The organism is Rhodococcus sp. CX (assembly GCF_015865005.1).
In the GTDB taxonomy this organism is placed as follows: domain Bacteria; phylum Actinomycetota; class Actinomycetes; order Mycobacteriales; family Mycobacteriaceae; genus Rhodococcus.
Map to the genome: position 1 here is coordinate 1 of NZ_JADZGH010000123.1, position 11,245 is coordinate 11,245.

Annotated in this window: 12 protein-coding genes; 3 read left to right on the forward strand and 9 right to left on the reverse strand. The window is 70.3% G+C overall.

From position 1 onward, the window contains the following. Positions 1-248 (forward strand): LysM peptidoglycan-binding domain-containing protein (locus I0Q12_RS13270; protein ID WP_197252365.1); only part of this gene is annotated, 248 nt, incomplete at its 5' end. A 106-nt stretch (positions 249-354) separates the two neighbouring features. Here the strand turns inward: I0Q12_RS13270 and I0Q12_RS34635 are convergent. Continuing rightward, on the reverse strand, positions 355-477 hold the full coding sequence (locus tag I0Q12_RS34635) for a hypothetical protein (RefSeq protein ID WP_269437609.1): 123 nt from the start codon (positions 475-477) through the stop codon (positions 355-357). A gap of 145 nt (positions 478-622) precedes the next feature. Here I0Q12_RS34635 and I0Q12_RS13275 point away from each other — a divergent pair, with 145 nt between their 5' ends. Then, a complete protein-coding gene (locus tag I0Q12_RS13275; protein WP_197252366.1) occupies positions 623-2,050 on the forward strand; it encodes a hypothetical protein in 1,428 nt (475 codons plus the stop codon). Positions 2,051-2,089: 39 nt separating this feature from the next. Here the strand turns inward: I0Q12_RS13275 and I0Q12_RS13280 are convergent, their stop codons facing one another. Continuing rightward, positions 2,090-2,617 (reverse strand): O-acetyl-ADP-ribose deacetylase, encoded by a 528-nt coding sequence (locus I0Q12_RS13280; protein WP_197252367.1) that lies wholly within the window; start codon positions 2,615-2,617, stop codon positions 2,090-2,092. Positions 2,618-2,671: 54 nt separating this feature from the next. Here I0Q12_RS13280 and malQ point away from each other — a divergent pair, with 54 nt between their 5' ends. Next, positions 2,672-4,801, forward strand: a complete 2,130-nt coding sequence (gene malQ, locus I0Q12_RS13285) for a 4-alpha-glucanotransferase (protein WP_197252368.1) — start codon at positions 2,672-2,674, stop codon at positions 4,799-4,801. 79 nt (positions 4,802-4,880) lie between these two features. Here malQ and I0Q12_RS13290 read toward each other — a convergent pair whose 3' ends face one another. From I0Q12_RS13290 to I0Q12_RS13320, 7 genes are all read right to left on the reverse strand, one after another. Then, positions 4,881-6,680, reverse strand: a complete 1,800-nt coding sequence (locus tag I0Q12_RS13290) for a long-chain fatty acid--CoA ligase (protein ID WP_374068691.1) — start codon at positions 6,678-6,680, stop codon at positions 4,881-4,883. Next, positions 6,667-7,167: a MarR family winged helix-turn-helix transcriptional regulator gene (locus I0Q12_RS13295; RefSeq protein WP_197252398.1), complete on the reverse strand. Its 501-nt coding sequence runs from the start codon at positions 7,165-7,167 to the stop codon at positions 6,667-6,669. Before I0Q12_RS13295 ends, I0Q12_RS13290 begins: the two co-directional genes overlap by 14 nt. A 61-nt stretch (positions 7,168-7,228) precedes the next feature. Continuing rightward, positions 7,229-7,681, reverse strand: coding sequence for a MaoC/PaaZ C-terminal domain-containing protein (locus I0Q12_RS13300; protein ID WP_374068692.1), 453 nt, complete (start codon positions 7,679-7,681; stop codon positions 7,229-7,231). Positions 7,682-7,826: 145 nt separating this feature from the next. Further along, positions 7,827-8,912 carry an ABC transporter substrate-binding protein gene (locus tag I0Q12_RS13305; RefSeq protein ID WP_197252400.1) on the reverse strand — a complete coding sequence of 362 codons (1,086 nt, stop codon included), beginning with the start codon at positions 8,910-8,912 and terminating at the stop codon, positions 7,827-7,829. A gap of 23 nt (positions 8,913-8,935) precedes the next feature. Continuing rightward, on the reverse strand, positions 8,936-9,868 hold the full coding sequence (locus tag I0Q12_RS13310; RefSeq protein ID WP_197252370.1) for a TauD/TfdA family dioxygenase: 933 nt from the start codon (positions 9,866-9,868) through the stop codon (positions 8,936-8,938). A gap of 4 nt (positions 9,869-9,872) precedes the next feature. Further along, entirely contained in the window at positions 9,873-10,817 is a 945-nt protein-coding gene (locus tag I0Q12_RS13315) for a TauD/TfdA family dioxygenase (protein WP_197252371.1), read from the reverse strand. Between the two features lie 128 nt (positions 10,818-10,945). Further along, positions 10,946-11,245: IclR family transcriptional regulator C-terminal domain-containing protein (locus I0Q12_RS13320; protein WP_307846224.1), on the reverse strand; the 300-nt coding region annotated here is incomplete at its 5' end.

The window sequence follows — 11,245 nt, forward strand, 5'->3', positions numbered from 1 at the left end:
CCGACACCGCGATCGCGCAGGCCGAGGCTCCCGCTGCTCCCGCCGAGCCCGCTCCCGCTCCCGAGCCCGCACCCGCGCCCCCGGCCCCGCCGGCGCCGCGCACCCACACCGTCGCCCCCGGCGACAGCCTGTGGGCGATCGCCGAGCGCGTCTACGGTGACGGCAACCAGTACCAGCGCATCGCCGATGCGAACGGCATCGCGAACCCGGATCTGATCCACCCGGGCCAGGTGCTCACCATCCCGTAATCGCAACGGGAATTCGGACGCCCCCGCCACCTCTTCCGGTGGCGGGGGCGTCTGCGTCCGGGCGGCACGACGGACCCGCGCCTCTGCCTGCCGGCGGGCAACTGCCTCAGAGCGTGAACCTGATCGCCACCGTCGCCACGGCGTCACCGGCACACTCGGACACGCCCGTGGCGTCCACGAGTTTCCGGAGGGCGGCGAGGGCACGGCCGAACACGGCGGATCCGATCATGCGGCGATGATGACGCGCCGCACGGATGCGACGGAACCGTTCCGATCAGCGCGATCGCAACTCACACTCTGCGACAGCGTCGATTGTCGGAGTCCCCCGCTAGTCTTTCCGGCACATCGTTCGGGTCACGGAAGAGAGGTCGATCATGCCGGGTACGCCATGGGAGAAGGCCGGCACCCGGTTCGATCGCGACGTCGAACGGGCGTGGAAGGAATTCCGGGAGCGCCTGGCCGACCACGTGGCGGCGATGCGCGACGGCGACGGCCTGGTGCTCGAACCGCTGGCCGAGGAGTCCGCCGGGCCTGCCGGGCCGTGTGTGCAGTTCTACGCGTGGGACGGTGGGCAGGTGCGTGTCGAGGTGCCGTCGGATGCGCACCTCGACGACGATCGCCGCCTGAGCACCGCCGATCGGGCGCTGCTGACCGAGCTGGGTCTGCAGGAACCCACCCGGGGCCCGGACGAGCCGGAGGACGGCGGCTCGCCCGCCTACTGGATGGACCGGCCCACCGGTTGGTCCGACGAGCTGGCGGCGGTGTCGGTGCGGGCGCTGCGCGAGATCTGGGGTGTGCCCCATCCGTTGTTCCTGCGTATCGAGACGTTCGGCCCCGGCCGTACTCCGGCCTTCGAGCCGCTCCCGACGGTCCGCGAGGCACCCGCTGTCCCTGCGCTGCCGGTGGCCGTCGAGCCGACCGGTGAGGAGCATCTGCGCGAGCTCGTCGAGGCGACCGTGCAGCGGCGGATCGGGTCGGCGCCGCCGTGGGACGACGACGGCGACATCGTGCTGCGCGTTGCCGGGGTGCTGCTGTTCGTCGGCATCGGACAGGGTTCGGGGACGGTGGACCTGTTCGCGCCGATTGTGCACACCATCACCGGCCGTACCCGCGCCGCGGAGGTCGTCGCCGATCTCAACCGCCGCTGGCCGCACCTGAAGTTCGTGTTGGTCGAGGATCGGGTCGCGGTGGCGCTGCACCTGCCGAGTTCGCCGTTCGTGCCCGCCCACCTGCTGTCCGGGCTCGACCGGATGGCCGAGTTCCTCGAGACGCTGGAGGTGGAGTTCGCCACCCATCTCGGCGGCGAGCTGCTGCGCGAGCCGGACCACGTCTGCGCGCCGGACGACGACGAGGACCCGCCGTGGACTCCCGAGTCGGAGGGCGATCTGCCGCTCGCGCTGCTGGCGCTGCGCGACTTCCACCTGCACGGGGAGGTGGAGATCCAGGTCAAGACGGTCGCGGCGATCGGCGACAACGAACCGTCCGAGCTCCAGCGTTTCCTCGCGATGACGGTCGAGCAGCAGGTCGGCTGGGAGTGCGAAGCGCTCGAGCGCGCCGCGGCCGGCGACGACGACGGCATGGAGGCGGCCGACGCCCGCGCGCTCGAATGGGAGCTGACGGGCCGATCCCTCACCGCGGCACTGGAGTTCCTCGACAGGCCGGCGGACGAGTCGCCGCGCGCGCCGGCGGCGAAGCCGGGTAAGCCTGCTCGCCCGGCGGTGTCGGACAAGCCGGCCCAGGCGGCCGCGCCGGAACAGCCCGCCCTGTTCGACGATCCGGACGAGCCCACCCTGTTCGACTAGGCCACGGGTCGGCCTGGGCGGTATGGAAGCCGGAAGGCCTCATCCATCGCGCTCCTCCCCCGCCACCGCACGCCGCAGCGCGTCTTCCGCAGCCGCGTCGAACGCGACCATCACGGCCCGCTCCACGGCGGCTACCGACGCGCGGATCGCGGCGACCGCCTGCCGGGCGGCGTCGTCCACCGGCCACCCGTACACGCCCGCAGAGATGAGCGGGAACGTCACGATGCGGGCGCCGAGACCGTCGGCGACGAGGAGGCTGCGCGTGTACGCCGAGCGCAGGATCGCAGATCTGTCCTCGCGGGCGGAGTACACCGGTCCGACGGTGTGGATGACCCACCGGGCGGGCAGCCGACCCGCGGTCGTGGCGACGGCTTCGCCCGCGGGCAGCCCGTCCGGCAGCCTGGTGGCGCGCAGTTCCCGGCAGGCCTCGAGGATGTCGGGGCCACCGACGCGGTGAATCGCGCCGTCCACCCCACCCCCGCCGAGCAGCGACGAGTTCGCCGCGTTGACGATCGCATCCGCCGCGATCCGGGTGATGTCTCCCGGGACGATCTCGATGTCGGGCACGATTCGCTCCTTCCGCACTGACGGACGGACCTTTTCCTGGCATGATCGCATCCCGTGACGGCGACGGTGAAGCTCCGCGAACTGGCCGAACGTTCCGGCGTCTCCTGCTCGTACCGGGGCTGGGACGGGCAGGAACACTACGTCTGCGACCACACGCTGCAGGCGGTGCTCGGGGCGCTCGACATCCCGGCCGGCTCGGACGAGGAGATCGCCGCGTCCCTCGAGGACGTCCCGAACCGGGTGTGGCGGCGGATGCTGCCCCCGTCGCTGGTCGTCGTCGAGGGTGAGCATCGCACCTTTCCGGTGCATGTGCCGCACGGCGATCCCGTCGAGGTGTGGGTGGTCGCCGAGGATGGCACCGAACGCGAGGCCGAGCAGCTCGACGTGTGGGTCGAGCCGCGCACTGTGGACGACCGGCTCGTGGGCCGGGCGACGTTCGCGGTGCCGGATCTGCCGCCGGGCTGGCACACGCTGCGCGCGCGCAGCAACGACGTCGAGGCGGCCGTGACGCTCGTGGTGACACCCGCCCGGCTCGCGGCCGCGGACCGGCTGCTGCAGAAGCGACGGTGGGGTGTTGCGGCCCAGGTGTATTCGGTGCGGTCGAGCCGGTCGTGGGGGCTGGGCGACTTCGCGGATCTCGCGGATCTGGCCGCGGTGACCGGCGCGGCGTACGACGGAGACTTCCTGCTGGTCAACCCGGTGCACGCCGGGGATCCCCGGCCCCCGGTCGAGCCGTCGCCCTATCTGCCCTCGTCGCGGCGCTTCGCCGATCCGCTGTATGTGCGCGTCGAGAACATCCCCGAGACGGCCTATCTGCCCACCAAGCACCGCAAGCGGCTCGACGCGTACGCGGCGAAGTTCGCGCGCGCGAACCGCAAGGGTAAGCGGCTCGACCGCGACGCGACCTTGCGCGCGAAACTCGATGTGCTCGAACACGTGTACCGGGTGCCGCGTTCGGCGTCCCGGCAGGTGGCGTTCGAGACGTTCCGCGCCGAGGGTGGCCGGGCGCTCGCGGATTTCGCGTTGTGGTGCGCGCTCGCCGAGAAGTTCGGCGATCGCCCCGAACGGTGGGCGAAGCGGGCACCGTCCCCGGATCACCCGGACACCGAGCGGCTGCGCGCGAAACTGGCCGACCGCATCGATTTCCACTGCTGGCTGCAGTGGGTGTGCGACGAGCAGCTCGCGACGGCTCAGGAGGCCGCACGGACCGCGGGCATGGATCTCGGCATCGTGCACGACCTGGCGGTGGGGGTGCGCCGCAACGGTGCCGACGCGTGGACACTCGGGGATGCGCTGGCCACCGGCGTGACGGTGGGCGCTCCCCCCGACGATTTCAACAAGCGCGGTCAGGACTGGAACCAGCCGCCGTGGCGGCCGGACCGGCTCGCCGAACTCGGATACCGGCCGTTCCGGGACGTGCTGCGGGCGGCGTTGCGGCACGCCGGGGGGCTCCGCGTCGACCACATCCTCGGGTTGTTCCGCACCTGGTGGGTGCCCGACGGCTGCACCCCCGACGAAGGCACCTACGTCCGGTACGACCACGAGGCGCTCGTCGGCATCCTGGTGCTGGAGGCACAGCGCGCCGGGGCCGTGGTGATCGGCGAGGACCTGGGGGTGTTCGAGGGCTGGGTGCAGCAGTACCTGGCCGGTCGCGGTGTCGCGGGCACGTCGATCCTGTGGTTCGAGAAGGACGGGCACGATCCGCGGCCACCGGAGAGCTACCGGCAGCTGTGCCTGACGTCGGTGACCACACACGATCTGCCGCCCACGGCGGGTTATCTCGCCGGCGACCACGTGCGGTTGCGCTCGGAACTCGGCCTGCTCGAACGCGATCTCGACGCCGAACTCGCCGAAGCCGAGCAGGAACGGGATGCGGTGCTGCAGCTCGCCCGCGACCGGGGTCTGCTCCCGCCGGCCGACCCCGACGACACCGAGCAGGACGTCGCCGACCCGCAGACCGTCGAGGCGCTGCACCGGCTGATCGCAGCGAGTCCCTCTGCGCTGCTGGCGGTTTCACTCGTCGACGCGGTCGGTGAACGACGCAGCCAGAACCAGCCCGGCACCACCGACGAATACCCGAACTGGCGGATCCCGCTCGCCGACGGTCGTGGCCGCGCGGTGCTGCTCGACGACCTCGCCGGTAGCGACCGGTTCGCCGCGCTCGCCGCCGCCGTCCGCGGCTGACTTCCGGATCCACCCAGGACGACGATGCGGACCCACCCGTGTTCGGGTGGGTCCGCATCGGATCTGTCGACGCCGGCGATCAGTGGCCGTACATGCTCTCGATGTCCTCGGCGAAGCGTTCGGTGACGATGTTGCGCTTGATCTTCAGCGTCGGGGTCAGCTCGCCCGTCGCCTCGGTCAGGTCGCGATCGAGGATCACGAACTTCTTGATCGCCTCGGCGTGCGAGACGGTCGAGTTGGCGTCGTCGACGATGGTCTGCATCGCGTCGCGCAGCGCCGGGTCGTGCCGCAGCTGGGCGATCGTCGCGGTGGCGGGCTTGCCGTTTTCGGCCTTCCAGTTGGCGAACACGTCGGGATCGACGGTGAGCAGCGCGGTGATGAACGCGCGACCGTCACCGATCACCACGGCCTGCGAAACCAGTGTGTGCGAACGCATCCGGTCCTCGAGCGGGCCGGGCGAGACGTTCTTTCCGCCGGCGGTGACGATGAGGTCCTTCTTGCGGCCGGTGATGTACACGTAACCGTCGTCGTCGATCTCGCCGAGGTCGCCGGTGCGGAACCAGCCGTCGCGGAAGACCTCCTCGGTGGCCTTCTCGTTGCGCCAGTAGCCCTGAAAGATCACGCCGCCGCGCAGCTCGATCTCGCCGTCCTCGGCGATGCGGGTGCTGTTGCCGCCCAAGGGCTGACCGACCGAACCGATCTTCTGTGCGCCGGGCATGTTGACGCTGTGCGCGGCGGTGGACTCGGTCAGGCCGTAGCCCTCGTAGATCGGCACGCCGACGCCGCGGAAGAAGTGTCCGAGCTTCGGGCTGAGCGCGCCGCCACCGGAGATCGCGTACCAGCAGTCGTTGCCCATCGCCGCCCGCAGCTTCGAGTAGACGAGCTTGTCGGCCATCGCGTGCTTGGCCTTGAGCGCCAGGGAGGGGCCGCCCTGGTCGAGGGACTCGCTGTAGGCGATGGCGGTCTCCTCGGCGAACCGGAAGATCGAGGCGTTGAGCTTGCCGCCCGCGGCCGCCTTGCCGGCGGCGGCGTCGCGCACCTTCTCGAACACGCGCGGCACACCGAGGATGATGTTCGGCGAGTACCGCTCGAACTGGGCGGACACCGTCGAGAAGTCCGACCAGTGCGACTGTGCCGCGCCGCATTCGAACAGCGCCAACGCCACCGCGCGGGCCAGCACGTGCGCGAGCGGCAGGAAGGTCAGGCCGCGGTTGCCGGGCTTGGCGACCGCGCCGACCGCGGAGGTGAGGATCGCACGGACCTCGGACAGGAAGTTGCGGTGGGTGAGGATGCAGCCCTTGGGCCGGCCCGTGGTGCCGGAGGTGTAGACCAGCGAGGCCAGATCGTCGGCGCGGATGCCGTCGAGGCGGGTCCGGACCTCGAGGTCGTCGATGTCGGCGCCCTCGGCGATCAGGGTGTCGACGGCACCGCCGTCGATCTGCAGGATCCGGCGCAGGGTGTCCGGCATGTCGACGAACAGCTCCTCGTGGCCGGCGGTCTCGACGACGGCGAGCACCGCCTCCGAGTCCTGCAGGATCCAGCGGATCTGATCGGTGGACGACGAGTCGTAGATCGGCACCGACACCGCGCCGGCGGCCCAGATCGCGTAGTCGAACAGGGACCACTCGTAGCGGGTGGCCGACAGGAGGGCGATCCGGTCGCCGGGCTGCACACCGTTGGCGATCAGGCCCTTCGCGACGCCGGTGACCTGCTCGGCGAACTGGCTCGCGGTCACGGCGACCCATTCGCCCTGCGCTTCGGGGCGCGAGAACATCACCCGGTGCGGGGTCTTCTCCGCGTGCACGAAGACCGTGTGGACGACGGACTCGTCGTCGCCGACGGTGAACTGGGCGGGGGTCGAGTACTCACGCACGGGCATCTCCATCGTTCGGGTCGGTCGTCGCGGCGGGGGCGGTGTCCACACCGTGACGGAATCGGCGCAGCAGGTGGACGAACCGGTCGAGTTCATCCTGGTTCCAACCGGCAAGCCCCGCACGCACATCGTCGTGTCGGCGCGCGACCGTGTCCTCGAGGACCGTCCGGCCGCGGTCGGTCAGGTTCAGCGGATGCCCGAGCCGGGTCGGTCCCGGTTCCGCCGCGACCCAGCCGGCGTCGACGCAGGTGCGCAGCTGGCGGGACACGGTGGAGCGGTTGACACCGAAGGCGTCCGAGACGTCGGTCGCGCGGCATCCGGGGTTTCGGGCGATGTACCCGAGCAGGGAGTGTTGCGTAAAAGTCAGCGCGCCGCTGTGCGCGCGTTCCCCCGCGATCAGGTACCGGACGAGGTGGACGAACTCGTCGTACACCTCGGCCACGACGGCCGGGTGCAGCGAGGCGTCGGATTCGGCGTCGGCCGGTCCGGGCACAGAATCGTTCTGTTGCACACAGCAACCTTAAGCCTCGAGTGGCCCGGAACACGAATCGGGACTAGCGCCGACGACGCACATACGACTCGACCACCCCGTCGAGCACCGCCCTTCCCGCGTCGTCGACGAGCGTGACGGTGGCGGTGACCAGCCCGCGACCGCGGTCGTCGAGCGTCACGTCGTCGATCACATAGGTCCCGGTCAGCGTGGATCCCGGCAGCACCGGGCTCAGGAACCGGACCTGCCTCAGCTGCCTGCCGGCGATCACCGCCCACCGTCCGTAGGCGGCTTCGACGGTGAGCCGCTGCGCGACCGCGAGGGTGTGGATTCCGCTGGCGATCAGGCTTCCGAACGGCCCCGATGCCGCGGCGTCGCGGTCGGTGTGGAACCACTGCGGATCCCACGACCGGGCGAAATCGACCAGTTCGTCCTCGCCGACCGTGTGGGTCCCCAATTCGATCCGGTCGCCGACCACCAGGTCCTCGGCATACATCAGGGTTTGCGGTGCACTCACGCGGTTCTCCTCGGTCGGGTCCGGATCCGGTGACAACGATCCGGTTCCGCCATTGGAACATTCCACGAACACGGGAGTGCCCCGAGGCGACGAATCGCCTCGGGGCACGCGCTGCCGGCGCCCCCGGCCCGCCGGCAGCTCCTTTTCAGCCGGCAGCTCCGACCGGCTGCCCGTCCGGGCCGCTGTCCGGCGGGTAGGTGCCGTTCGCATAGGGGTTGAACTCGTTGGTGAACAACTCCTCCGGCTCGACGGCGCCGGGCTGCAGACTGCCCAGCCGCACGCTCTGGTCGATCCAGATCGCGAACTCCTCGGCGGCGATCACCCCGCCCGGTGTCGGCACCCCGGTGCTCTTCCACTGCCGCACGAAATCGGTGGACTCGCTGCGTCCGCGGGCTTCGATGATCGCCACGAACCGGTCGATCACCTCCTGCCGCGGCGTGACCTGCGCCCACCGCAACGCACGCGCGGTGCCCTGCACGAAGTCGGCGACCGCGTCGGGATGCTCGGCGACGAAATCGTCCCGGAAGACGAACCCGCCGATCCCGAGCGGCCCGGTCAGATCCACGTCGGTGAACAGCGGGCGCAGTCCGCCGCGCGCGAGCGCCGCATCCTTGACTACCCCGCCGAGATTGCCGACGTCGATCTGCCCCTGCCGCAACGACTGTTCGGTGTTCAGCGGCGGCACCACGACGAGTTCGACCTGTGCGATCTCCTCGTCGGTCAGTCCCGCCCGGAACAGCCACTCCTTGATCACGTATTCGTGGTACGCGCCGAGGGTATTGATCCCGAGCTTCCGGCCGATCAGGTCCCGCGCCGACCGCAGCGGACTGCCGTCGAGCACGTAGTACCCGTTGAAGCTGTCCTCCTCTGTGTCACCGTCGGAACCGTAGTTCGCGATCACCGTGGTCAGCGGTGCTCCCGCGTCGACCAGCTTGGCGATCGCACCGTAGAACGCCGAACCGAAATCCGTTTCGCCGGTCGCGGTGTTCTGAATACTCGAAGGCCCACTCGTGTTGTCGCCCAACCACTCCAACGTCACCGTGTCGAAGTAGCCGAGGTCCTCGGCGAGTTCCGGGAAGGTCACCGCACTGGCCGTGCCCTCGTACCGCAGCACCGTCTTCCCGGCCGGGTCCACCTGCTCGGTGTCCCCGGCCGGGCCGGCGCATGCCGTCGACACGAGTGCGAGCAGCGCGGCGAGGGCCGCGCCCACCGAAACCCTTCTTCGCAGCATCGACGGCATCCGTAGTCTCCTCGTCAGTCGCGCCCGTGGAAGGGCTCGCCGATCACGGAGACGGACCGCTGCCCGTCCGGGCCCACAGGCACGTCACCTTCGACGGTGGTGCGGTGCAGCACCCGCACCACGTCGAGGTGGTCGAGGTCGGTGGGCGCCTGGTGCGCGGTGATCCGGTTGTCCCACACGCCGATGCTGTCGTTCTCCCACCGCACCCGCACGGTGTAGGCCGGGTTGGTGATCTCCTCGAACAGCAGATCGAGCAGCCGGTCGCTCTGGCGCGGCGACACCCCGAGGATGCGGCTGGTGAACCCGGGCGTGACGAACAGCCCCCGCTGCCCGGTTTCCGGATGCACCCGCACGACCGGGTGTTCGGTCACGTACGGCTCGGTGACGACGTGCTGTTCCGACTCGCTGCCGGCCGCCCACCGCGGTACCCGGCCGCCGAAGCGGTGCTCGGCGCGCAGACCGTCGAGGAACGCCTTGAGCGACTCGGGCAGGTTGGCGTATGCCGCGCCCAGGTCGGTCCAGGTGGTGTCGCCGCCGACGTCCGGTACCAGCTCGGACCGCAGGAACGTGATCGCCGGCGGGTTCACCAGCGCCGAGATGTCCGAATGCCAGAAGTTCGCGTACGAGTACTTCTTCGTCCCGGCCCGCGCTGCGTACTTGCGGCTGTCGACCTCGAGGATCTCCGGGAACTGCGAGTCGGGATCGTAGTTGTACGGGTGCGCGGGGGTGACCCGGCCGAAGTACTGCGTGAACCGGATCTGCTGGGCGTGGTCGAGCGGCTGGTTCCGGAAGAACAGCACCTTGTGGTCGAGCAGCGCCTCGCGCAGCTGCGCGACGGTCGCGGCGTCGAGTTCGCCGCTCAGGTCCACCCCGGTGACCTCCGCACCGAGGTATCCGGCGATCGGCGCGACCGTCGGCTCGGTGGCGCGTTCTGCGATGGCAGTCATGGTCCTACTCCTGTCCGCGGAAGGCGTCACCGGCGAGGGCGACCGACTCGCGGCCGTCCGGGCCGACCGGGACGTCGCCTTCGATGGTGGTGCGGTACAGCACCCGGGTGACGTCGAGATGGTCGAGGTCGGTCGGTGCCAGGTGGGCGGTGGCGCGGTTGTCCCACACCGCGAGCGAACCCGGCCGCCAGCGGAAACGCACCGTGTAGGCGGGGTTGGTGACCTCCTCGAACAGCAGATCGAGCAGGCGGTCGCTCTGCGACGGGGACAGGCCGACGATCCGGGCGGTGAAGCCGGGCTGCACGAACAGGGCCCGTTCGCCGGTCACCGGATGCACCCGCACGACGGGATGTTCGGACACCAGCGGGTTCTCCTGCACACGGCGGGCGTAGTCGCTGTCCGCGGACCACTGCGGGCGGCGGCCACCGAAGCGGTGTTCGGCGCGCAATCCGTCGACCAGCCGCTGCAGCGATTCGGGCAGGCCGTTGTACGCGGCGACGAGGTTCGCCCAGGTCGTGTCACCCCCGCGCACCGGGACCTCCCCGGAGCGCAGCAGCGTCACGGCCGGCGGGTTGACGACCGCGGTGACGTCGGTGTGCCACTGGTTGTCGTAGCTGTACTTCTTACGACCGAAACGCTTTTCGTACTTGCGGCTGTCCACGGCGAGGATCTCCGGGAAACCTTCCGGCGCCTCGTCGTCGTACGGATGCGACGGGGTCACGGTGCCGAAGTTGCGCGAGAACGCGATCTGCTGCGCGTGGTCGATCTCCTGGCCGTGGAAGAACAGCACCTTGTATTCGTGCAGAGCCGCGCGCAGTTGCTCGGCGATGTTGTCCGCGAGCGGGTTTCGCAGGTCGAGACCGCTCACGTCGGCGCCGATGTGCCCGGCGACCGGGGTGACCGTGAACGTGCCGGCCGCGGCGGCAGGCGTGTCGGGTGCGAGTGTCATGGGTTTCCCTCACTGTGGAATCGATGCTGTGGAATCGATCGGTGGTTCGGACCGGAATCCGGTGCCTGTCACCACCGTGCCCTCCGGGAAGCACCGGCGGAACCCGCTTTTCACGATGCGAAAAAGACTCAGCCGGAATAATTTTCGGCACTGACCGGAGGCACCCGGCGGCCGATACGGGCGGCGGCGCGCTGCATGGCGGACACCACGTCACCGACGGCACGGTCGGTGAGACGCCGGCGTCCCGCCTGGACACCGACCGCACCCCACGGCCGCCGGTCGCTGCCGAACACCGGCACCGCCAGCGCCAGCACCGAGGACCGTTCGTTCCGGACCTCGACGGCGTATCCGCGGCGGCGGACGAGTTCGAGTTCGGCGGCCAGCGCCGGGGATCGGGGCCGCGCGGGACCGAACGCCAGGATCGCGCG

What these genes read in the sequence shown, in the direction of transcription:
- I0Q12_RS34635 (WP_269437609.1), bottom strand. Translation starts at nt 477, where the DNA reads ATGATCGGATCCGCCGTGTTCGGCCGTGCCCTCGCCGCCCTCCGGAAA.
- I0Q12_RS13275 (WP_197252366.1), top strand. Translation starts at nt 623, where the DNA reads ATGCCGGGTACGCCATGGGAGAAGGCCGGCACCCGGTTCGATCGCGAC.
- I0Q12_RS13290 (WP_374068691.1), bottom strand. Translation starts at nt 6,680, where the DNA reads ATGCCCGTGCGTGAGTACTCGACCCCCGCCCAGTTCACCGTCGGCGAC.
- I0Q12_RS13305 (WP_197252400.1), bottom strand. Translation starts at nt 8,912, where the DNA reads ATGCTGCGAAGAAGGGTTTCGGTGGGCGCGGCCCTCGCCGCGCTGCTC.
- I0Q12_RS13310 (WP_197252370.1), bottom strand. Translation starts at nt 9,868, where the DNA reads ATGACTGCCATCGCAGAACGCGCCACCGAGCCGACGGTCGCGCCGATC.
- I0Q12_RS13315 (WP_197252371.1), bottom strand. Translation starts at nt 10,817, where the DNA reads ATGACACTCGCACCCGACACGCCTGCCGCCGCGGCCGGCACGTTCACG.